Source organism: Streptomyces sp. NBC_00249, from assembly GCF_026342355.1.
In the GTDB taxonomy this organism is placed as follows: domain Bacteria; phylum Actinomycetota; class Actinomycetes; order Streptomycetales; family Streptomycetaceae; genus Streptomyces.
This window is the reverse complement of the sequence record NZ_JAPEMV010000001.1, coordinates 1,223,210-1,243,522: the sequence shown is the minus strand read 5'-3', so window position 1 is coordinate 1,243,522 and position 20,313 is coordinate 1,223,210. Positions and strand designations below refer to the sequence as shown.

The 20,313-nt window shown below is 73.3% G+C and carries 20 protein-coding genes; 14 read left to right on the top strand and 6 right to left on the bottom strand.

What is annotated here, in order from left to right; genetic code table 11:
- Positions 1 to 55 precede the first annotated feature (55 nt).
- The 5 genes from OOK31_RS05620 to OOK31_RS05600 all read left to right on the top strand — a co-directional run bounded on the left by OOK31_RS05620 (position 56) and on the right by OOK31_RS05600 (position 6,297).
- Positions 56 to 919, top strand: a complete 864-nt coding sequence (locus tag OOK31_RS05620) for a hypothetical protein (RefSeq protein ID WP_267011198.1) — start codon at positions 56 to 58, stop codon at positions 917 to 919.
- A gap of 121 nt (positions 920 to 1,040) precedes the next feature.
- Positions 1,041 to 3,557 (top strand): Tex family protein, encoded by a 2,517-nt coding sequence (locus OOK31_RS05615; RefSeq protein WP_323188182.1) that lies wholly within the window; start codon positions 1,041 to 1,043, stop codon positions 3,555 to 3,557.
- A 298-nt stretch (positions 3,558 to 3,855) separates the two neighbouring features.
- Entirely contained in the window at positions 3,856 to 4,314 is a 459-nt protein-coding gene (locus tag OOK31_RS05610) for a hypothetical protein (protein ID WP_267011196.1), read from the top strand.
- Entirely contained in the window at positions 4,304 to 5,494 is a 1,191-nt protein-coding gene (locus OOK31_RS05605; protein ID WP_267011195.1) for an MAB_1171c family putative transporter, read from the top strand. The genes OOK31_RS05610 and OOK31_RS05605 overlap by 11 nt, the downstream gene beginning before the upstream one ends.
- 14 nt (positions 5,495 to 5,508) lie before the next feature.
- Positions 5,509 to 6,297 carry an SDR family oxidoreductase gene (locus OOK31_RS05600; RefSeq protein WP_267011194.1) on the top strand — a complete coding sequence of 263 codons (789 nt, stop codon included), beginning with the start codon at positions 5,509 to 5,511 and terminating at the stop codon, positions 6,295 to 6,297.
- A 68-nt stretch (positions 6,298 to 6,365) separates the two neighbouring features.
- On the opposite strand, the gene OOK31_RS05595 is transcribed toward OOK31_RS05600, so the two are convergent.
- Positions 6,366 to 6,572, bottom strand: a complete 207-nt coding sequence (locus OOK31_RS05595) for a hypothetical protein (RefSeq protein ID WP_267011193.1) — start codon at positions 6,570 to 6,572, stop codon at positions 6,366 to 6,368.
- Between the two features lie 254 nt (positions 6,573 to 6,826).
- Positions 6,827 to 8,464 carry an ABC-F family ATP-binding cassette domain-containing protein gene (locus OOK31_RS05590; protein ID WP_267011192.1) on the bottom strand — a complete coding sequence of 546 codons (1,638 nt, stop codon included), beginning with the start codon at positions 8,462 to 8,464 and terminating at the stop codon, positions 6,827 to 6,829.
- Between the two features lie 102 nt (positions 8,465 to 8,566).
- Here OOK31_RS05590 and OOK31_RS05585 point away from each other — a divergent pair, with 102 nt between their 5' ends.
- Together OOK31_RS05585 and OOK31_RS05580 are read left to right on the top strand one after the other, a co-directional pair.
- Positions 8,567 to 9,538 carry a GlxA family transcriptional regulator gene (locus OOK31_RS05585; protein ID WP_267011191.1) on the top strand — a complete coding sequence of 324 codons (972 nt, stop codon included), beginning with the start codon at positions 8,567 to 8,569 and terminating at the stop codon, positions 9,536 to 9,538.
- A 292-nt stretch (positions 9,539 to 9,830) separates the two neighbouring features.
- A complete protein-coding gene (locus OOK31_RS05580) occupies positions 9,831 to 10,466 on the top strand; it encodes a DJ-1/PfpI family protein (RefSeq protein ID WP_267011190.1) in 636 nt (211 codons plus the stop codon).
- Here OOK31_RS05580 and OOK31_RS05575 read toward each other — a convergent pair.
- Positions 10,444 to 11,193, bottom strand: coding sequence for an enoyl-CoA hydratase/isomerase family protein (locus tag OOK31_RS05575; protein ID WP_267011189.1), 750 nt, complete (start codon positions 11,191 to 11,193; stop codon positions 10,444 to 10,446). The two genes, OOK31_RS05580 and OOK31_RS05575, sit on opposite strands and share 23 nt — an antisense overlap.
- A 95-nt stretch (positions 11,194 to 11,288) precedes the next feature.
- On the opposite strand from OOK31_RS05575, the gene OOK31_RS05570 reads away from it, so the two are divergent.
- Positions 11,289 to 11,981, top strand: coding sequence for an HdeD family acid-resistance protein (locus OOK31_RS05570; protein ID WP_267011188.1), 693 nt, complete (start codon positions 11,289 to 11,291; stop codon positions 11,979 to 11,981).
- A 94-nt stretch (positions 11,982 to 12,075) separates the two neighbouring features.
- On the top strand, positions 12,076 to 12,609 hold the full coding sequence (locus OOK31_RS05565) for an ATP-binding protein (RefSeq protein WP_267011187.1): 534 nt from the start codon (positions 12,076 to 12,078) through the stop codon (positions 12,607 to 12,609).
- Between the two features lie 11 nt (positions 12,610 to 12,620).
- Here the strand turns inward: OOK31_RS05565 and idi are convergent, their stop codons facing one another.
- The 3 genes from idi to OOK31_RS05550 all read right to left on the bottom strand — a co-directional run bounded on the left by idi (position 12,621) and on the right by OOK31_RS05550 (position 15,197).
- The gene (gene idi / locus OOK31_RS05560) at positions 12,621 to 13,220 is read right to left on the bottom strand and encodes an isopentenyl-diphosphate Delta-isomerase (RefSeq protein WP_267011186.1); all 600 of its coding nucleotides are present in this window, start codon (positions 13,218 to 13,220) and stop codon (positions 12,621 to 12,623) included.
- Positions 13,221 to 13,364: 144 nt separating this feature from the next.
- Complete coding sequence (locus tag OOK31_RS05555) at positions 13,365 to 14,615, bottom strand: bifunctional class I SAM-dependent methyltransferase/N-acetyltransferase (protein ID WP_267011841.1); 1,251 nt, start codon at positions 14,613 to 14,615, stop codon at positions 13,365 to 13,367.
- Positions 14,616 to 15,059: 444 nt separating this feature from the next.
- Complete coding sequence (locus OOK31_RS05550) at positions 15,060 to 15,197, bottom strand: hypothetical protein (protein ID WP_267011185.1); 138 nt, start codon at positions 15,195 to 15,197, stop codon at positions 15,060 to 15,062.
- 51 nt (positions 15,198 to 15,248) lie between these two features.
- On the opposite strand from OOK31_RS05550, the gene OOK31_RS05545 reads away from it, so the two are divergent.
- From OOK31_RS05545 to OOK31_RS05525, 5 genes are read left to right on the top strand one after another with little or no spacing between them, the layout of a single operon-like run.
- Positions 15,249 to 16,808, top strand: coding sequence for a DUF5941 domain-containing protein (locus OOK31_RS05545; protein ID WP_267011184.1), 1,560 nt, complete (start codon positions 15,249 to 15,251; stop codon positions 16,806 to 16,808).
- Positions 16,805 to 17,557 (top strand): phosphocholine cytidylyltransferase family protein, encoded by a 753-nt coding sequence (locus OOK31_RS05540; RefSeq protein WP_267011183.1) that lies wholly within the window; start codon positions 16,805 to 16,807, stop codon positions 17,555 to 17,557. Before OOK31_RS05545 ends, OOK31_RS05540 begins: the two co-directional genes overlap by 4 nt.
- Positions 17,545 to 18,606, top strand: coding sequence for an iron-containing alcohol dehydrogenase family protein (locus OOK31_RS05535; RefSeq protein ID WP_267011182.1), 1,062 nt, complete (start codon positions 17,545 to 17,547; stop codon positions 18,604 to 18,606). The genes OOK31_RS05540 and OOK31_RS05535 overlap by 13 nt, the downstream gene beginning before the upstream one ends.
- Positions 18,584 to 19,363: a CDP-alcohol phosphatidyltransferase family protein gene (locus OOK31_RS05530; protein ID WP_267011181.1), complete on the top strand. Its 780-nt coding sequence runs from the start codon at positions 18,584 to 18,586 to the stop codon at positions 19,361 to 19,363. The genes OOK31_RS05535 and OOK31_RS05530 overlap by 23 nt, the downstream gene beginning before the upstream one ends.
- A complete protein-coding gene (locus OOK31_RS05525; protein WP_267011180.1) occupies positions 19,360 to 20,253 on the top strand; it encodes a glycosyltransferase family 2 protein in 894 nt (297 codons plus the stop codon). The genes OOK31_RS05530 and OOK31_RS05525 overlap by 4 nt, the downstream gene beginning before the upstream one ends.
- The last annotated feature ends 60 nt before the right edge of the window (positions 20,254 to 20,313 follow it).

The following is a 20,313-nucleotide window of genomic DNA, read 5'->3' as shown; positions in this document are numbered from 1 at the left end:
CAGGGGCGGGGGTGGGTACTACCCGACGTACTGAGCGGTCGGTAACCTGCGGGGCATGACGATTCCGGAGCACGCCGCCCGCCACTGCTGGCACGCCGCCATCAACCCCCTCCACGCCACCGTCTACTTCTCCCGCGACCTCACCACCGAGTTCGCCGCCCTCGGCGTCACCGACCCGGTCGCCGTGAACCTCGCCCACCGCTCCGCCGCCATGGGCTTCGTCGGCCCCGGCGCGGTGACCGCCGCCTTCTACAACTACCGCCACGACCTGGTCGCCTCGCACCTCCCCGCCCTCTGGGAGACCGTCTCGCCCGCTGAGGCCCTCGCCGCCCGGCTGCGCGCCGTCGACGCCACCCTGCACCGCCTCCTCGGCCCGGAGACCCTCGCCTCACCGGAGCTCGCCGAGGCCGCCGACCTCGCCATACGCGCGACCGAGGCCTGTACCCGGCACGGCCGGACCCTCTACGCCGCCCACGCCGACCTCCCCGTCCCCGAGGAGCCGCACCTGCGGCTGTGGCACGCCACCACCCTGCTGCGCGAGCACCGCGGCGACGGCCACCTCGCAGCCCTGCTCCTCGTCGGCCTCGACCCCCTCGAAGCCCTCGTCAGCCACACGGCCACCGGCCGCGGCATGACCCCGAAGTGGATCAAGAGCATCCGCGGCTGGGAGCAGAGCGACCTCGACGCCGCCACCGACCGGCTCCGCTCGCGCGGCGTCCTGGACGCCGACGGCGAGCTCACCGAGGAGGGCCGCGCCCTGCGCGAGCGCCTGGAGACCGAGACCGACCGCCTCGACGCCGCCCCGTACGAGCACCTCGGCGCGGAGGGCCTCGCCCGGCTCCACGAACTGGGCGGCGGATTCGTCAAGCAGGCCCTGGCCGCGGGCGCCTTCCCCCGCGACCTCACCGGCAAGGCCTGACGCACCGGCGCCCGGCGGACGACGCCCGACGGACCGGCGGGGCGGCCCTCCCGCCGTCCGTCACCGCCACCTGCCACAATTGGCAGCCTTCCACGCAAACGAAGGCAGGCGGGACCGCACAGTGACGATGTCCATCGAAGGCAGGATCGCCGAGGAGCTCGGCGTACGGGAACGGCAGGTCAAGGCCGCCGTCGAGCTGCTCGACGGCGGCTCCACCGTGCCGTTCATCGCGCGCTACCGCAAGGAAGCGACCGAGATGCTGGACGACGCCCAGCTGCGCACCCTGGAGGAGCGGCTGCGCTACCTGCGCGAGCTGGAGGACCGCCGCGCCGCGGTCCTCGACTCCGTGCGCGAGCAGGGCAAGCTCGACGCCGAGCTGGAGGCCCGGATCAACGCGGCCGACACCAAGGCCCGGCTGGAGGACATCTACCTCCCCTTCAAGCCCAAGCGCCGCACCAAGGCGCAGATCGCCCGGGAGGCCGGTCTGGCGCCCCTCGCCGAGCGCCTCCTCGCCGACCCCTCGGTCGAACCGGCCGTCGCGGCGGCCGCGTTCGTCGACGCCGACAAGGGCGTGGCCGACCCGGCCGCCGCCCTGGAGGGCGCCCGCGCCGTCCTCACCGAGACGTTCGCCGAGGACGCCGACCTGATCGGCGACCTCCGCGAACGCATGTGGGGCCGCGGCCGCCTCGCGGCGAAGGTCCGCGAGGGCAAGGAGGAGGCGGGCGCCAAGTTCGCCGACTACTTCGACTTCGCCGAGCCCTTCACCGCCCTCCCCTCGCACCGCGTCCTGGCGATGCTGCGCGGCGAGAAGGAGGACGTCCTCTCCCTGGACCTGGAGCCGGAGGAGCCTTCGGAGACCCCCGGCCCGTCCACCTACGAGGGCATCGTCGCCCGCCGCTTCGGCATCGCCGAGCGGGGCCGCCCCGGAGACAAGTGGCTCGCCGACACCGTCCGCTGGGCCTGGCGCACGAAGATCCAGGTGCACCTGGGCATCGACCTGAGGACGCGGCTGCGCGCCGCCGCCGAGGACGAGGCCGTACGGGTCTTCGCGGCGAACCTGCGCGACCTGCTGCTCGCCGCCCCCGCCGGCACCCGCGCCACCCTCGGCCTGGACCCGGGCTTCCGTACCGGCGTCAAGGTGGCCGTCGTCGACGCCACCGGCAAGGTCGTGGCCACGGACGTGATCCACCCGCACGTTCCCGCCAACAAGTGGGACGCCTCCCTCGCCACGCTGGCCCGCCTCGCGAAGGAGCACGCGGTCGAGCTCGTCGCCATCGGCAACGGCACCGCCTCCCGCGAGACCGACAAGCTCGCCGGGGACCTCATCACCCGTCACCCCGAGCTGGGGCTGACCAAGGTGATGGTCTCGGAGGCGGGCGCCTCCGTGTACTCCGCCTCGGCCTTCGCCTCGCAGGAACTCCCCGACATGGACGTGTCCCTGCGCGGCGCGGTCTCCATCGCCCGCCGCCTGCAGGACCCGCTCGCCGAGCTGGTCAAGATCGACCCGAAGTCCATCGGCGTGGGCCAGTACCAGCACGACCTGGCCGAGGTGAAGCTCTCCCGCTCCCTCGACGCGGTCGTCGAGGACTGTGTGAACGGCGTCGGGGTGGACGTCAACACCGCCTCCGCGCCGCTGCTCTCGCGCGTCTCGGGCATCAGCGGCACCCTCGCCGAGAACATCGTGGCCCACCGCGACGCCAACGGCCCCTTCCGCAGCCGCAAGGGGCTCAAGGACGTGGCCCGGCTCGGCCCGAAGGCGTACGAGCAGTGCGCCGGCTTCCTGCGCATCCGGGGCGGCGACGACCCGCTGGACGCCTCCAGCGTGCACCCCGAGTCCTACCCGCTGGTGCGGTCGATGGGCAAGACCGCCGGAGCGGAGGTGGCCGCCCTCATCGGGAACACGTCCGTCCTGCGCTCCCTGCGGCCGGAGCAGTTCGTCACCGAGTCCTTCGGCCTGCCGACGGTCACCGACATCCTGCGCGAGCTGGAGAAGCCGGGCCGCGACCCGCGTCCCGCCTTCAAGACGGCCACCTTCAAGGAGGGCGTGGAGAAGATCGGCGACCTGGCCCCCGGGATGATCCTGGAAGGCGTGGTCACCAACGTGGCCGCCTTCGGCGCCTTCATCGACATCGGCGTCCACCAGGACGGACTGGCGCACGTCTCGGCCCTGTCGAAGACCTTCGTCAAGGACCCCCGCGACGTGGTGAAGCCGGGCGACATCGTCCGGGTCAAGGTCATGGAGGTGGACATCCCGCGCAAGCGGATCTCCCTCACCCTGCGGCTGGAGGACGAGGCCGGCGCAGAGCGCGGCGCCGGAGCGCCCCGCCAGCGGGAGGAGCGGCGAGAGGAGCGCCGGGGCGGCGCGGGCCGCCCGCCGCAGCAGCGCGGCGGCCAGGGCCAGGGCAGGCAGGGCGGCCAGGGTCAAGGCCAGGGTCAGGGCCAGGGTCAGGGCCAGGGCGGCCAGGGCCGGCGCGGTGGCGGCGGGCAGCGCGGCCAGAGCGGTCAGGGCGGTCAGGGTCAGGGCGGCCAGGGCGGAAGCCGTCCCTCCGCGGCCCCGGCACCGGCCAACAGCGCCATGGCCGACGCCCTGCGCAGGGCCGGCCTCACCGGCCCCGAGGAGCGCCGCAAGCGTTCGTAGCGCCCGGACCAGGCACGGAGCGGCAGGAATGGCCGAATAGGCACCCCACAAGGGGACATACCTTGCCAACTCCCCGAAGTGATCTGTAGGCATGGTGGAACGCCCGTTCGTCACGCGCGAACGGGCTTCCGCGCTCTTCCCCCGGGACCGCACTCCCGAGGCCGCCTCAAGGCGACAGGACGTCATGCCTCAGCCCACCCACGCCTACCGACGCTGCCCGCGAACGGGTCCGAAAGGGGAACACGTGCCCTATCGGAATCTCAGCCTGCGCAAACGGTGCGAGACGATTCTCGGTCACATGGACCTCACGCACCCGTTCTCCCTGGAGACCCTGTGCGCACGCATGGCCGAGCAGCGGGGACGCCCGATCCGCCTGCACCCGCTGCCCAAGGAGGCCGCCGAATCCGGCGTCTGCGGACTGTGGGTCGGCACCGAGAGCGTCGACTACGTCTTCTACGAGGACCGGACCACACCCCTGCACCGGGAGCACATCGTGCTCCACGAACTCGGCCACATCCTCTTCGAGCACCACTCCCTCGAAGGCGAGGAGAACGCCGGCCGGGCCCCCGTCATCCTCGGCCGCACCAACTACACCACCCGCCAGGAGCAGGAGGCGGAGATGCTCGCGAGCATGATCCGCGTGCGCATCCGCACCTCCGGCACCGGACACGTCCGTCGGTCCGCCCCGCCCCGGGGCGCCCTCGCCCGGCTGGAGTCCGCCATGGGCTACGAGCGGGGGGTGCGCGATGGAGGCTGAACTCCTCGCCCTCGGCGACCGGCTCGCCGTCCCCAGCGTGGTGGCCCTGTGGGCCGCCGTCCTGCTCCGGGCCCCCGGCGCCCTGCGCTCCCCGCAGCAGCGCGGACTGTGGCTCGCCGTCGCCACCGCCGCCGCCGCGATGACCCTGAACCTGCCCGCCGTGGTCTCGTACGCCATGAGCCGCGAGCCCGGCTACGCGCACGCCGTCGGCCTCGTGCGCAACTTCATCGGGGTCCTGTCGGCGGGCGCCGTCCTCTACTTCGTGGCCGCCGCGACCCGCGGCCGAAGACTCCAGCTCGCCTCCTGGGCGGGCACCGTCGTCTGGCTGGGAGCCCTCGTCGTCCTCGACGCCGCCGCCCCCGAGCACGGCACGCACACCATCCCCCACACCGGGCCGCCGGTACCCTCGCTGGCCTACTGGCTCGTCCTGATCTCCGCCCACCTGCTCGCCAACACCGTCTGCGTACGGGTCTGCTGGCGCTACAGCCTCCGCACCGAGAGCCGGGGACTGGCCGCCGGCCTGCGGCTGTTCGGCCTGGGCACCGCGCTGGCCGGGCTGTTCTGGTTCGCGTACCTGCTCAAGGCCCTCTTCGGCAGCACCTGGGCCATGCCCGCCCTGCCGCTGATGATGAACCTGCACGGACTGCTGCGCGCCGCCGCCATCCTCGTGCCGACCCTGTTCACCCTGCGCCGCACCCTCGCCGACGTCGCCACCGCCTGGCGGCTGTGGCCGCTGTGGCGCGACCTCGTGCAGGCCGTCCCGCACGTGGTCCTCTCCGAGCCGCGGGCCGGCCGCGTGCTGGAACTGCTGTGGCCGCCCGTCCCGCGCGACCTGCTCGTCTACCGCAAGGTCATCGAGACCCGCGACGCGATCCTGATCCTGGGCGAGTACGTCTCCCCGGGCGTCCCGGAGCTCGCGCGCAGCCACGTCGCCGGCAGCGGGATCCCCGAACAGCGGCGTACGGCGGCCGCGTTGGCCTGCGTACTGAAGGACGCGCGGCGCGCCAAACTGGCCGGACTGCCCGGGCAGCCGGGCCGGGCAGCCGACCTGGAGCTGCCCGCCGCCATCCAGACCTCCGACGAGGGCGTCGACCTGGAGGACGAGGCCAGGTTCCTGGTGGACGTCGCCCAGGCCTACGCCTCCCCGCACACCACCGCCTTCTCGCTCCGCAACCCGTAGGAAGTGACACGCAGTTGACCACCACCGTACTGATCACCGGGGCCAGCGCCGGACTGGGCGCCGCCTTCGCGCGCGGCTTCGCCGCCAAGGGCTGCGCCCTGGTCCTCGTCGCCCGTGACAAGGACCGCCTCGAAGCCCTCGCCTCCGCCCTGGGACGGGAGTTCGGGACGGTCAGCGAGGTACTGCCCGCCGACCTCCTCGACCCCGCCGGCCTTGACGCCGTCGCCGCACGCCTCGCCGACACCGGCCGGCCGGTCGACGTCCTGGTCAACAACGCCGGCTTCGGGCTGCCCGCGCCCTTCCCGTACAGCCCCGTCGAGGACGAGGAGCGGATGCTCGACCTGCTCGTGAAGGTCCCGCTGCGGCTCACCCACGCCCTGCTGCCGGGCCTGCGCGAGCGGCGCCGGGGCGCGGTCCTCAACGTCTCCTCGGTCGCGGGCCTGCTGCCGACCGGCACCTACGGGGCGGCGAAGGCCTGGATCACGGCCTTCAGCGAATCCCTGCGGGTGGACATGGAACCGTACGGGGTCCGCGTGCTGGCGGTGGTCCCGGGCTTCACCCGCACCGAGTTCCAGGAGCGCGCCGGGATGGACGTCAGCTCCCTGCGCGAGGCGGTGTGGCTGGAGCCCGAAGCGGTGGTGGCCAAGGCCCTGCGCGACCTCGCCCGGCGCCGCCCGCTCAGCATCACGGGCCGCCGCTACCAGGCGTACGCCCTGGCCGCCCGCCACCTCCCGCGCGGCTTCGTCGCCCGCAAGATGGCCCGCACCCGCCGCGCCCCGGCCGACCGGCCGGACGGGCGCTGAAGCCGTCGCGGCACCCCGATGCGCGGCCCGGTCACCGGGTCGCGCACGCCTGAGGTGGGGAGGACGGGTCAGCAGTCGTCGCTGTAACCTCCGTAGCCGTAGTCGTCATCGTGGTCCCAGCCGCCGTGGTCGTCATCGTCGTCCCAGCCACCGGCGACGTAGGCGACGTGCTGGGCCGGGGCCGCCGCCGAGGCGGTGCCCGCCGTACCGAGCGCGGCCCCGCCGGCCATCAGCAGACCGGCGGCGGAGACCGCGAAGAGGCGCTTCGCTCGCATTGCAAACATGAGAGATTTCCCTTTCCCTCCACCCTCCGCGCACCTCTCCGAGGCACGAACGGGGTGGAACCGCGGCTACGGAACGAAAAAGGCGCAGCGCGGATCGGATACAGGGCCGCTCGAAATGCGGAATCATAAAGTCCGCTCACCCTGGCGATGTGGAAACTCCGGCCGTGGGGGCGTGCTCCGCGGTTGCGGCTCTTACTCACACAGGCTAGTCGCCCGCGAGCCGGCCGGCACCTCGAGCCGCCGGCCTAGACCTCGGTCACCCGGCCGGCCACGACCTCCAGGCGGCGGGTCACGTGGACGGCGTCCAGCATGCGGCGGTCGTGCGTCACCAGCAGCAGGGTGCCCTCGTAGGACTCCAGGGCGGCCTCCAACTGCTCGATGGCCGGCAGGTCGAGGTGGTTCGTCGGCTCGTCCAGGACGAGGAGGTTCACCCCGCGGCCCTGGAGCAGCGCCAGGGCCGCCCGGGTGCGCTCACCGGGGGAGAGGGTCGCCGCCGGGCGCAGCACGTGGGCCGCTTTCAGGCCGAACTTCGCCAGCAGCGTCCGCACTTCCGCCGGTTCGGTCTCCGGGACCGCCGCACAGAAGGCCTCCAGCAGCGGCTCGTCGCCGAGGAACAGCCCGCGCGCCTGGTCGACCTCGCCGACCAGGACGCCGGAACCCAGCGTGGCGGAACCGGAGTCCGGGGCCAGCCGGCCCAGCAGCACCGCGAGGAGGGTGGACTTGCCGGCGCCGTTGGCCCCGGTGATCGCGACCCGGTCCGCCCAGTCGATCTGCAGGCTGGCCGGGCCGAAGCCGAACTCGCCCCGCCGGACGGCGGCTTCGCGCAGGGTGGCGACCACCGACCCGGAGCGCGGGGCCGCCGCGATCTCCATGCGCAGCTCCCACTCCTTGCGCGGCTCCTCGACCACGTCCAGCCGCTCGATCGCCCGCTGCGTCTGGCGGGCCTTCGCGGCCTGCTTCTCGCTGGACTCGCCGCGCAGGTTCTTGCCGATCTTGTCGTTGTCGCTCGCCTTGCGGCGGGCGTTGCGCACGCCCTTGTCCATCCAGTTGCGCTGCATCTGCGCCCGGCCCTCGAGAGCGGCCTTCTTGCCCGCGAACTCCTCGAACTCCTCGCGCGCGTGGCCACGGGCCCGCTCGCGCTCCTCCAGGTAGGACTCGTAGCCGCCGCCGTAGAGGTTGATCTGCTGCTGGGCCAGGTCGAGTTCGAGGACCTTGGTCACGGTGCGGGTGAGGAACTCGCGGTCGTGGCTGATGACCACCGTGCCCGCGCGCAGCCCCTTCACGAACTGCTCGAGGCGCTCCAGGCCGGCCAGGTCCAGGTCGTTGGTGGGCTCGTCGAGGAGGAACACGTCGTAGCGGGACAGCAGCAGCGAGGCCAGCCCGGCCCGTGCGGCCTGGCCGCCGGAGAGGGCCGCCATCGGCAGGTCCAGGCTCACGGCGAGACCGAGCTCGTCGGCGACCTCCTGGGCGCGCTCGTCGAGATCGGCCCCGCCCAGGTTCAGCCAGCGGTCGAGGGCGTCCGCGTACGCGTCGTCCGCGCCCGGGGTGCCGTCGACCAGGCCCTGGGTGGCCGCGTCGAGCTCCGCCTGCGCGGCGGCGACCCCCGTGCGGCGGGCCAGGAACTCGCGGACCGACTCCCCGGAGCGGCGCTCCGGCTCCTGCGGGAGGTGCCCGACGGCCGCGCCGGGCGGGGAGAGCCGCAGCTCACCGGTCTCGGGGGTGTCCAGCCCGGCGAGCATCCGCAGCAGGGTGGACTTGCCGGCGCCGTTGACGCCGACGAGGCCGATGACGTCGCCGGGCGCCACGACGAGGTCGAGATCGGCGAAGAGCGTGCGCTCACCGTGCGCGGCGGTGAGCTTCTTGGCGACGAGGGTTGCAGTCATGATGCCCCGATCCTATCCGCGCGCCACCGCCGCTCCGGTCTGTCCGGATAGGTGGGATGCCCGTCATTGCGGCCATCGCCCCCGACGTCACACCATGGAGGCATGTCGTCGCGAAACGTACTCGTCGTCCTCTACGACGGGGTCCAGAGCCTGGACGTGACCGGTCCCGTGGAGGTGTTCAGCGGGGCCGGACGCTGCCCGGGCGTGGACGGGTACACCATCAGGACCGTGTCCCCGGCAGGGGCGCCCGTACGCACCAGCAGCGGGCTGACCCTGGTCCCGGACGGGGCGCTGGAGAGCGCCCGGCCCGGCCCGGGGACCACGCTGCTGGTGCCCGGGGGCCGGCACTCGGGCGACTTCGAGCCGAGGCTGACCGCGTGGCTGCGCGCGTACGGGGGTCGCGCGGGGCGGCTGGTGGCCGTGTGCACCGGCGGGCTGCTGCTGGCGGAGGCCGGGCTGCTCGACGGGCGCCGGGCGACCACCCACTGGAACGCGTGCGAGCAGATGGCGCGGGACTACCCGGCGGTGGCCGTGGAACCCGACCCGATCTACGTCCGGGACGGCCCCGTCGCCACCTCGGCCGGGGTCACCGCCGGCATCGACCTGGCGCTGGCGCTGGTGGAGGAGGACCACGGGCGGGACCTCGCGCTGCTGATCGCCCGGCACCTGGTGGTCTTCCTGCGCAGACCCGGCAACCAGGCGCAGTTCAGCGCGCAGCTGTCGGCGCAGACGGCACGGCGCGAGCCGCTGAGGGAGGTGCAGCAATGGATCGCCGAGCATCCGGGCGGGGACCTGAGCGTGGAGGCGCTCGCGGAACGGGCCGCGCTATCGCCGCGGCACTTCGCGCGGGCCTTCCAGGCGGAGACGGGGGTCACGCCGGGGCGGTACGTCGAGCGGGTGCGGGTGGAGCACGCGCGGCGGCTGCTGGAGGACACGGGGGAAGGGGTGTCACAGATATCCCGGGCGTGCGGGTACGGGACGCCGGAGGCGCTGCGGCGGGCCTTCGTCAAAACCCTCGGCCAGTCCCCGGCCGAATACCGCCGCCGCTTCGGCCCCTCGGCTCCGCCGCCCTGACCCGCCCGCCGTTGCCGCACGCCGCGGCTCCGATCCCGCCGCCACCTGCCGGACGATCCGGCTCCGCCGCCCGGCCCCCGACGGCACCCCACCGTCCCGGCCCGTCCGGCGGGGCGGGAGCCGCTGCGCGGAGCCGTTCCCCCGCCCCGCCCCTTCCCGAAACCGGGGTTCCGCCCCGGACCCCGTGGGGCTGCGCCCCGCGCCCGGCCTGGCCCGCAGGCGGGTTCTCATCCGTACCCCGGTCAGGGGTGCGGCGTTCACCGGTTACGTCCACTACCGCTCCGGAGGAGCCATGCAGATCGCCGTACTGCTCTACGACCACTTCACCGCCCTCGACGCCGTCGGGCCCTACGAGGTCCTCAGCCGGATCGACGGTGCCGAGACCGTCTTCGTCTCCGAGCGGCCCGGGCCCGTCCGGACCGACAACGGGGCCCTCGCGCTCGTCGCCGACAAGGCGCTCGGCGAGGTGACGCGGCCCGACATCGTGATCGTGCCCGGCGGGCCCCACGCCGAGGTGGAGATGAAGAACCCCGTGGTCCTGGACTGGCTGCGGGCCGTCGACGCCACCACCACCTGGACGACCTCCGTGTGCACCGGCTCGCTGATCCTGGCCGCCGCCGGCCTCCTCGAGGGCCGCCGGGCCGCCGGCCACTGGCTGTACCTCGACCAGCTGCGCCCCTTCGGCGCCGAGCCCACCGGCGAGCGGGTGGTCTACGACGGCAAGTACGTCACCGCCGCCGGGGTGTCCTCCGGCATCGACATGGGTCTCGGCCTGCTCGGCCGGATCGCCGGGGACACGTACGCCCAGGCCGTGCAGCTCATGTGCGAGTACGACCCGCAGCCGCCCTACGACGCCGGCTCGCCGGCCAAGGCCCCGGCCGAGATCGTCGCCCGGCTGCGCGCTTCTAATCCGCTGACGGCCAGCTGAACACGGGCGCCCGGCGCTCCAGGAAGGCGGCGACACCCTCGGCGGTGTCGCCGCTCCCGGCCGCCTGCGCGGACCAGTACGCGTCCCGGTCCGTGCGGCCGTCCGCGAACTCCTTCGCCGCCGCCTGCGTCAGCCGCGAGCGCGTCGTCAGGATCCGGGTGAACTCCGAGACCCGCTTGTCCAGTTGGCCCGCCGGCAGCAGCTCGTTCAGGAAACCGGCCCGCAGCGCCACGTCCGCGCCGATCAACTCGGCCGAGAACAACAGGTACTTGGCCCAGGCCGGGCCGACCAGCGAGGTCAGCCGCCGGGTGGAGGACGCCGGGTAGACGATGCCCAGCCTGGCCGGGGTCACCCCGAACGACGCCCCTTCCTCCGCGAACCGCAGGTCACACGCGGCGGCGAGCTGGCTCCCGCCCCCTACGCAGAACCCCCGGACCGCCGCCACCGTCGGCAGCGGGAAGGCCGCGAGGGCCTCCTCGGCGGCCACCGACAGGGCCTGCGGGTCGTCGGAGCCCTCCGTCAGGGAGGAGATGTCCGCGCCCGCGCAGAAGGTCGGACCGGCCCCGGTCAGGACCAGGACGCGGACGGCCGGATCGGCGGCCAGGCGCGCGAGCAGCTCCGGCAGGGCCCGCCACATCGCGGCCGTCATGGCGTTCCGCTTGGCGGGGTGCGAGATCACGACGGTGGCCACGCCGCCGGCCACGGTGGAGTGCAGAGCTGCGTCCATGCGCCGGATGCTATCCCGGGCCGCCGATCCTATGATCAGGGGAGTCCGTCAAGGCGGGGCGGGTGTCCCGGGGGGTGCGAGGAGGTGGCACGTCCATGGGTACAGGCCGCACCGGCACCGAGCCGAAGCAGGAGAAGAAGAAGCTCAGCCGCAGTTTCGGGCTGCTGGCCCTGCTCGGGGTGATCCTCGTCGTCGCCGGTCTGGTGGGTCTCGTCTACACCGGCCTGGCCACCCTCACCTCGATGTTCCTCTTCGGCTGGCTGCTGCTGATCGGCGGCGTGGTCGGCCTCGCGCAGGCCGTGCAGTCACGCAAGAGCAACCACTTCTGGCTGGCCGTCATCGTGGCCGCGGTCAACATCGCCGCCGGCCTGGTGATCCTGCGGCGCCCCGAGGCGAGCGCCGAGGCGCTGACCATGTTCGCGGCCCTGCTGTTCCTGACCGGCGGACTGTTCCGCCTGGTCGGAGCGCTCGTGGTGCGCGGGCCCAACTTCGGGCTCACCCTCGTCCAGGGCGCCTTCGGCGTGCTCCTCGGCATCCTGGTGCTCTGGGGCTGGCCCGGCAGCAGCCAGTACGTGATCGGCGCCTTCTTCTCCCTCGCGCTGCTCTTCGACGGCCTGAGCCTGATCGTCCTGGGCATGGGGGCGCGCCGGATCCTCGGCCTGGTCAGGGAAGACGGCGAGGACGCCGGTGCCGCCGAGGGCGGCGGGGCCGTCGGGACGCAGGACGCGGCGGGGAAGGGTTCCGCCCCGGACCAGCCCGCATCGGGTCAAGAAGCGTCGAACAACTGACTCTGTCATACGCCAGTGGTCAGAATGTGTCCGATTGCCGCTGACTTCTGGTCAGCGGTCCGGTCCGGATCAGGCTCTTCTCCACTCTGGACACGTGGAGACGATCGAGCGCGAAGACGGGGGCCGGAAAATGAACGACAGCGGGAGCGTCCCGCCAGCCAGGGCAGGTGAGGCGCCCGCTCCGGGCGACCCCCTCGCGTACGAGGGAGTGTGGCGCTTCACCGCGCCGGCGGTAGAAGAATCCGTTCCGCAGGCCCGCCGGGCGGTCCGCGACCTGCTCGGCCGGCAGGGGGTGCCGGCCCACCAGGACCTGGTCTACTCCCTGCTGCTGATCGTCTCCGAACTGGTGACGAACTCGGTCCGGCATGCGGCCCTGCTCTCCCCTGAGGTGGCCGTGGAGGTCGCGGTCGGCCGGGAGTGGGTACGGGTGGCCGTCGAGGACAACCACCCGTACCGACCCAAGGCCCTGGAGGCCGACTTCGGCCAGACCGGCGGCCGGGGCCTGCTCCTGGTGCGGGAGATCACCCTGGAGGCCGGCGGGGTGTGCGACGTCGAGCACACCTCCACCGGCGGCAAGGTGATCTGGGCGGCCCTGCCGCTGGCGGCCCCGGCCGCCCCGGTCCGCTGACCCCGTACGGGCTACCAGCCGGCGGCTTCGCCCGTCAGCTCGCGGATCGCGGGCCGGGCCGCGTCCAGCACCGTCATGAACCAGGCCGAGAACGGCACCTCTGCGTGCTGCTTCACCAGCTCCTCGGCCGTGACGAAGGCGGTGTCGCCCACCTCCTCCGGATCCGGCCTCAGCGCCGACTGCGCGAGTCCCACGAACAGGTGGTTGTACTCCTGCTCGACGAGACCCGACGCGGGGTCCGGGTGGTTGTAACGCACCGTCCCCGCCTCCGCGAGCAGCGAGGGCGACACCCCCAGTTCCTCGTGGGTCCGCCGGGCCGCCGCCGCGAACGGCGACTCGCCGGGGTAGGGGTGACCGCAACACGTGTTCGACCAGACGCCGGGGGAGTGGTACTTCCCGAGGGCGCGCTGCTGGAGCAGCAGACGGCCCTGCTCGTCGAAGAGGAACACGGAGAATGCCCGGTGGAGCAGGCCGGGCGCCTGATGGGCGGAGAGCTTCTCCGCCGTGCCGATGGTGTTGCCGGACTCGTCGACCAGTTCGAGCATGATCGCTTCCTGAGTGCCGGTGCCGGCGGACGCGCTGCTGGCGTCGGTGGCTGGTGTGGTCGGCATACCCATCCTTCGCTTCGGACTTCGGCCTTCAAGTCTGCCGTACGGACGGGGTTTGTCCCCACTTCGGCCATCCGCGCATGTCCGCCCCCCGCCGCGTGCTAAGCGACGGGGGGCGGGGGCCACACGCCCGATGTCCCCGCGGCGTCAGACGCCGAAGGGGTCCGGATACTCGACGGTGCCCGACGGCACCGGAACGCCGTCGTCCAGCACCAGCGCCATCATCGCCCCGTCGGGCACCTCGAACGGCGCGCGGATCCCGAAGCGCGAAGCCGGGACGAACCCGAAGCGCGGGTAGTACGCGGGATGCCCGAGGACCAGCACCAACGCCTCCCCGCGCTCCCGGGCCGCCGCCAGCAGTGCCCGTACGACGGCGCTGCCGGCGCCCGAGCGCTGGAGCGCGGGATCGGCCGCCACCGGGGCGAGCGCGAGAGCCGGTACGCCGTCCACCTCGCACCGGGTCAGCAGGGCGTGCGCCGCCACCGACCCGTCGGGGCCCTCGGCCACGTACGAGAGGCCCGGCAGCCAGGAGGCGTCGGCGCGCAGCGCGTCGACGAGATCGGCTTCCAGCGGGGTGTCGAAGGCCGCCAGGTTGACGGCCCGCACGGCCGCCCGGTCGGCCTCCGCCTCGGGACGGGCCGTCCAGCGGCCCCCGTCCCCGCCGCTGTCCCCGGCCGTGACCGGGCTCAGTACGAAGCCCGTGTACCCGTACTCGTGCCCGTGCCGCTCCCGTACGTCGAGCTCGGCGCGGGTCCAGTCCCGGGCGGCGGCCCGGGCGGGCGTCGAGGCGTCGACGGTGCGGACCCGCTCGGCGAGCGGACCGTAGTACTCGGCCCAGTCGGAGTCCGGCAGCAGGTGCACGCCCCGCACCCGGTACCCGGCGGCCTGCGCGGCCGCCACGTCACGGGCGGTGGAGCGCAGCGCGACCTGCGGGTCCCAGAAGGCCCGGGCCCCGGCCGAGGGGTCCTCGACCGTCCACTCGCACTCGGTCAGCACGAGGGTGCCGCCGGGCGCGAGCAGGCGCTTCCACTCGGCGAGGGCCCGGTCGAAGCCGATGACGTAGGCGGAGCCCTCCGCCCAGATCAGGTCGAAGGATCCGTCCGGGAAGGGCAGCGCGCCCATGTCCGCCCGGACGGTACGGACCCGGCCGGCGAGCCCGCGGGAGCGGGCGGCCGTCGCCAGCTCGTCGAGGAACGGCCGGTGGAGGTCGACGGCGGTCACCTCGGCGCCGCCGGCTCCGCCGGCCTCGGCGGCGAGCAGCAGGGCGCTGCGGCCCGGACCGCAGCCCAGGTCGAGGACGCGCGGCCGCTCGGGCAGCGGTCCGCAGAGGGAGAGGAGGTGCCGGGTGGTCGCGTCGGAACCGGGCGCCTGCCGGGGCAGACCGCCGTGCAGCTCCATGAAGGCCGCGACGAACGCGTCGCGGGAGACGCCGGAGACGCGGGTGGTGTCAGTGATGTCAGTGGTGCGGGTGTTGTCGGTCAACGTGAACCCTTGGAAAGAGGGGCTCCGGCCGACGGGGCGGATCGGCTGCGATCAGCCCTGGCCGGGGGCCCGGAGGGAAGTGGGGACGTACCGGAGTTCGCTGCGCACGGCGGCGAGCACTGCGACGGTCATCAACCCATCTCCCTTCCTCTTCCGGGCGCGGACACACTTACGAGGCTCGTACGCCTCTGCGTCCACCGTAGCATCCGGGCCTGAACGGCTGGTGAATCCCCGCTTCCATTCATCCGATAGCCTCTGCCGACGTGCCGCCGCCCCCCGGGGCGCCCCGTCGAGAGTGTTCGTTGCAAGGAGTGAGTCCGTCTGTCGACCGTCATCCTCACCGGCCTGCCGGTCCCCGGATCACCGCTTGAAGACGAGCTCCGGTCCCTCGGGTTCGACGTCCGCCCGGTCGCCGATCCCGAGGACACCGCCGCCGCGCTGGCCGACGTACCGGCCGCCGAGCGGGTCGCCGTCGTCGACAGCGCCTTCGTCGGACATCCGCACGCGCTGCGCCTGGCCCTGACCGACCCGCGCTTCGAGGCCTGCGCCGTGACCGGCGCCTTCGCCGTCCAGGCGGGCGCCCGCGGCGCCCTCGACCGGGCCGCGGCCCTGGCGCCCGAGACCCTCGGCTCCGGCACCGGCCCCTACCCGGACCGGCTCGCCGCCGCCGTGGAGGCCGCCGGGAGCACCGTCCAGCGGCCCGAGCTCGGCACCCTGGTCGCGGCCGTGCCCGCCACCGACGGCGAGCGCGCCGAGGCCGTCGCCGCCGTCGCGGCCGTGGACGACGAGGCCGTCCGGCTGCGGACCGCCGTCAAGTCCCGCGACGGGTTCTTCACCACCTTCTTCATCAGCCCCTACTCGCGCTACATCGCCCGCTGGTGCGCGCGCCGCGGCCTGACCCCCAACCAGGTCACCACCGCCTCGCTGCTCACCGCACTGGTCGCGGCCGGCTGCGCCGCGACCGGCGACCGCTGGGGCTACGTCGCGGCGGGCGTGCTGCTGCTCGTCTCCTTCGTCCTGGACTGCACCGACGGGCAGCTCGCCCGCTACTCGCTCCAGTACTCGACGATGGGCGCCTGGCTCGACGCGACCTTCGACCGGGCGAAGGAGTACTCCTTCTACGCGGGCCTCGCGCTCGGCGCGGCGAGGAACGGCGACGACGTCTGGGCCCTCGCGCTCGGCTCGATGATCCTGATGACCTGCCGGCACGTCGTGGACTTCTCCTTCAACGAGGCGAACCACGACGCGACGGCGAACACGAGTCCCACGGCGGCCCTGTCCGACAGGCTCGACAGCGTCGGCTGGACGGTCTGGGTCCGCCGGATGATCATCCTGCCGATCGGTGAGCGCTGGGCGATGATCGCGGTCCTCACCGCCTTCACCACCCCCCGCATCGTCTTCTACGCCCTCCTCGTGGGCTGCGCCTTCGGCGCCCTCTACACCACCGCCGGGCGCGTGCTGCGCTCCGTGACCCGCAGGGCGACGCGGACCGACCGGGCCGCGCGGGCCCTCGCCGACCTCTGCGACTCCGGCGTCCTCGCCTGGACCGGCTACCCCCGGCCCGGCCGGCGCCCCGACCGCGCCGCGGTGTGGCTGGCCGCGGGCGGCGCCGTGCTGATGGCGGGCGGGGCCGCGACCCGTGACTTCGGCGACCCGTGGCTGATCGGCACCGCCGTGGCCTACGCGGGGTTCTCGGCGGCGGCCCTCGCCCGCCCCCTCAAGGGCCCCCTCGACTGGCTGATACCGCCGCTCTTCCGGTTCGCCGAGTACGTGACCGTCCTCGCCCTCGCCGTCAAGGCGGACGTCCCCGGGGCCCTTCCGGCCGCATTCGGACTGGTCGCGGCGGTCGCCTACCATCACTACGACACGGTCTACCGCATCCGTGGTGGTTCGGGCGCCCCTCCGCACTGGCTGGTGCGGACGACCGGCGGTCACGAGGGCCGGGTCCTGCTGACCGTGGTCCTGGCCGCCGTCCTCGCCCGCGACGCGTTCCCCGTCGCGCTCACGGCCGTGGCCGTGTTCGTGGCTCTGGTGGTGCTCGTGGAGAGCATCCGCTTCTGGGTCTCCGCCGGAGCACCCGCCGTACATGACGAAGGAGAACCAGCATGATCGGCCTTGTACTCGCTGCCGGTGCCGGACGCCGTCTGCGTCCCTACACCGACACCCTGCCCAAGGCCCTCGTGCCCGTCGGCCCCGAGGGCCAGGAGGAGAGCCTCACGGTCCTCGACCTGACCCTGGGCAACTTCGCCGAGGTCGGGCTCACCGAGGTCGCCGTCGTCGTCGGCTACCGCAAGGAAGCCGTCTACGAGCGCCGGGAGGCCCTGGAGGCCAAGTACGGCGTCAAGATCACGCTGATCGACAACGACAAGGCCGAGGAGTGGAACAACGCCTACTCCCTGTGGTGCGCGCGTGACGTCCTCAAGCAGGGCGTGATCCTCGCCAACGGCGACACCGTCCACCCGGTCTCCGTCGAGAAGACCCTGCTCGCCGCCCGCGGCGACGGCCGGAAGATCATCCTCGCCCTCGACACGGTCAAGAGCCTGGCCGACGAGGAGATGAAGGTCGTCACGGCCGACGGGCAGGGCGTCCGCAAGATCACCAAGCTGATGGACCCAGCCGACGCCACCGGCGAGTACATCGGCGTCACCCTCATCGAGCCCGAGGCCGCCGAGCAGCTCGCCGAGGCCCTGAAGACCACCTTCGAGCGCGACCCCGACCTCTACTACGAGGACGGCTACCAGCAGCTCGTGAACGACGGCTTCACCATCGACGTCGCTCCCATCGGCGACGTCAAGTGGGTCGAGATCGACAACCACGACGACCTCGCCAAGGGCCGGACGATCGCATGCCAGTACTGACGCGGCTGATCCCCTCGCCCGTTGTCGTCGACATCAGCCGAGGGGCGATGGACGACCTGGCCGGCCTGCTGGCCGACCAGCGCATCTCCGCGTCCGGCAAGCTCGCCATCGCGATCAGCGGGGGTTCCGGCCAGGCACTGCGCGCCAAGCTGGAGCCCGTCCTGCCGCACGCCGACTGGTACCCGGTCGTCGACGGCACCATCGACTCCGCGGTCAAGCTGGCCGACGACATAAAGGGCCGCCGCTACGACGCCGTGGTGGGCCTGGGCGGCGGCAAGATCATCGACGTGGCGAAGTACGCCGCGGCGCGGGTCGGCCTGCCCATGGTGGCCGTCGCCACCAACCTCTCCCACGACGGGATCTGCTCGCCGGTCGCCACCCTGGACAACGACAACGGCCGCGGCTCCTACGGGGTGCCGACGCCGATCGCCATGGTGATCGACCTCGACGTGATCAAGGACGCCCCGGTGCGGTTCGTCCGCGCCGGCATCGGCGACGCCCTCTCCAACATCTCGGCCATCGCCGACTGGGAGCTCTCGCACCAGGTCAACGGCGAGGCCGTCGACGGGCTGGCCGCCGCCATGGCGCGTACGGCGGGCGAGTCCGTCCTGCGCCACCCCGGCGGCTGCGGCGACGACGAGTTCCTCACCGTGCTCGCCGAGTCGCTCGTCCTCACCGGCATCGCCATGTCCATCAGCGGGGACACCCGCCCGGCGTCCGGCGCCTGCCACGAGATCAGCCACGCCTTCGACCTGCTCCACCCGGGACGCTCCGCGCTCCACGGCGAGCAGGTCGGCCTCGGCGCCGCCTTCGCCATGCACCTGCGGGGCGCCCGCGAGCAGGCGGGGCTCTTCGCCGACGTCCTGCGCCGCCACGGCCTGCCCGTGCTGCCCGAGGAGATCGGGTTCAGCGTGGACGAGTTCGTCGCGGCCGTCGAGTACGCCCCCCAGACCCGCCCGGGACGCTTCACGATCCTGGAGCACCTCAACCTGTCCACAGCCGAGATCAGGGACGCATACGCCGACTATGTCCAGACCATCCATCGCTGAACTCCGGCCCGTCGTCCACCCGGCCGGCGTCAAGGACCGGGTCAGCGGCGAGCACTGGGGCGGCCGCCTGTACATGCGCGAGGTCTCCCTGCGCATCACCCGCCTCCTGGTCACCACCAAGGTCACGCCGAACCAGCTGACCTACGTGATGACCCTCGCCGGTGTCCTCGCCGCCCCCGCCCTGCTCGTGCCGGGCGTCTGGGGCGCCGTCCTCGGCGTGGTGATGGTCCAGCTCTACCTGCTGCTCGACTGCGTCGACGGTGAGGTCGCCCGCTGGAAGAAGCAGTTCTCGCTGTCCGGGGTCTACCTGGACCGGGTCGGCGCCTACCTGTGCGACGCGGCCGTCCTCGTCGGCTTCGGCCTGCGCGCCGCCGACCTGTGGGGCGGCGGCCGGATCGACTGGCTGTGGGCCTTCCTCGGCACCCTCGCCGCGCTCGGCGCCATCCTGATCAAGGCCGAGACCGACCTCGTCGGCGTCGCCCGCCACCAGGCCGGCAAGCCCGTGGTCAAGGACGCGGCCGCCGAGCCGCGCTCCTCCGGCATGGCGCTCGCCCGCCGGGCCGCCGCCGCGCTGAAGTTCCACCGCCTGGTCCTCGGCATCGAGGCCTCGCTGCTCATCCTGGTGCTGGCCGTCCTGGACCAGGTCCGCGGCGACCTGTACTTCTCCCGGCTCGGCGTCGCCGTGCTCGCCGGCATCGCCCTGCTCCAGACGGTGCTGCACCTGGTGTCGGTCCTGGCCTCCAGCAGGCTCAAGTGACGAAGCCGATGCGGCTGGGCGCCGTGATCATCACCATGGGCAACCGTCCCGACGAGCTCAAGGCGCTCCTCGACTCGGTGGCCCGCCAGGACGGCGACCCCGTCGAGGTGGCCGTCGTCGGCCAGGGCGTGAAGGTGTCCGAGCTCACGGACCTGCCGCAGGGCGTGCGGACCGTCGACCTGCCCGAGAACCTGGGCATCCCCGGCGGCCGCAACGTCGGCATCGAGGCCTTCGGCCCCGGCGGCCGGGACGTGGACGCCCTGCTCTTCCTCGACGACGACGGGCTGCTGGAGCGCACGGACACCGCCGAGCTGTGCCGCCAGGCCTTCGCGGAGGACCCGCGCCTGGGCATCGTCAGCTTCCGCATCGCCGACCCGGACACCGGCGTCACCCAGCGCCGCCACGTCCCCCGGCTGCGCGCCTCGGACCCGATGCGCTCCTCGCGCGTCACCACCTTCCTCGGCGGCGCGAACGCCGTGCGCACGAAGGTGTTCGAGGAGGCCGGGGTGCTGCCGGCCGAGTTCTTCTACGCCCACGAGGAGACCGATCTGGCCTGGCGGGCCCTCGACGCCGGGTGGTCGATCGACTACCGCGCGGACATGGTGCTGCTGCACCCGACCACCGCCCCGTCCCGGCACGCGGTCTACCACCGTATGGTTGCCCGTAACCGGGTGTGGCTCGCCCGCCGCAACCTGCCCGCCCCGCTGGTCCCGGTCTACCTGGGCGTCTGGCTCGCGCTGACGCTCGTGCGCAAGCCCTCGGGCCCGGCGCTGAAGGCCTGGTTCGGCGGTTTCAAGGAGGGCTGGACCACCCCCTGCGGTCCCCGGCACCCCATGAAATGGCGTACGGTCTGGCGGCTGACCCGGCTGGGCCGACCGCCTGTCATCTGACAAGCTCGCGTCTGGGAGCATGAACCCGATCACGGGTCCGGCACTCCGGCAACTCCAGCC

What these genes read in the sequence shown, in the direction of transcription:
- OOK31_RS05555 (WP_267011841.1), bottom strand. Translation starts at nt 14,615, where the DNA reads ATGGAGCTGCACGGCGGTCTGCCCCGGCAGGCGCCCGGTTCCGACGCG.
- OOK31_RS05610 (WP_267011196.1), top strand. Translation starts at nt 3,856, where the DNA reads ATGGACCTCACGCACCCGTTCTCCCTGGAGACCCTGTGCGCACGCATG.
- OOK31_RS05595 (WP_267011193.1), bottom strand. Translation starts at nt 6,572, where the DNA reads ATGCGAGCGAAGCGCCTCTTCGCGGTCTCCGCCGCCGGTCTGCTGATG.
- OOK31_RS05580 (WP_267011190.1), top strand. Translation starts at nt 9,831, where the DNA reads ATGCAGATCGCCGTACTGCTCTACGACCACTTCACCGCCCTCGACGCC.
- OOK31_RS05535 (WP_267011182.1), top strand. Translation starts at nt 17,545, where the DNA reads ATGCCAGTACTGACGCGGCTGATCCCCTCGCCCGTTGTCGTCGACATC.
- OOK31_RS05575 (WP_267011189.1), bottom strand. Translation starts at nt 11,193, where the DNA reads ATGGACGCAGCTCTGCACTCCACCGTGGCCGGCGGCGTGGCCACCGTC.
- OOK31_RS05550 (WP_267011185.1), bottom strand. Translation starts at nt 15,197, where the DNA reads ATGTCCGACGAAGGCGCTGTCGACGACGGCGACCCGCTCGGCGGCCGG.
- OOK31_RS05570 (WP_267011188.1), top strand. Translation starts at nt 11,289, where the DNA reads ATGGGTACAGGCCGCACCGGCACCGAGCCGAAGCAGGAGAAGAAGAAG.
- OOK31_RS05585 (WP_267011191.1), top strand. Translation starts at nt 8,567, where the DNA reads ATGTCGTCGCGAAACGTACTCGTCGTCCTCTACGACGGGGTCCAGAGC.
- OOK31_RS05620 (WP_267011198.1), top strand. Translation starts at nt 56, where the DNA reads ATGACGATTCCGGAGCACGCCGCCCGCCACTGCTGGCACGCCGCCATC.
- idi (WP_267011186.1), bottom strand. Translation starts at nt 13,220, where the DNA reads ATGCCGACCACACCAGCCACCGACGCCAGCAGCGCGTCCGCCGGCACC.
- OOK31_RS05605 (WP_267011195.1), top strand. Translation starts at nt 4,304, where the DNA reads ATGGAGGCTGAACTCCTCGCCCTCGGCGACCGGCTCGCCGTCCCCAGC.
- OOK31_RS05530 (WP_267011181.1), top strand. Translation starts at nt 18,584, where the DNA reads ATGTCCAGACCATCCATCGCTGAACTCCGGCCCGTCGTCCACCCGGCC.
- OOK31_RS05540 (WP_267011183.1), top strand. Translation starts at nt 16,805, where the DNA reads ATGATCGGCCTTGTACTCGCTGCCGGTGCCGGACGCCGTCTGCGTCCC.
- OOK31_RS05590 (WP_267011192.1), bottom strand. Translation starts at nt 8,464, where the DNA reads ATGACTGCAACCCTCGTCGCCAAGAAGCTCACCGCCGCGCACGGTGAG.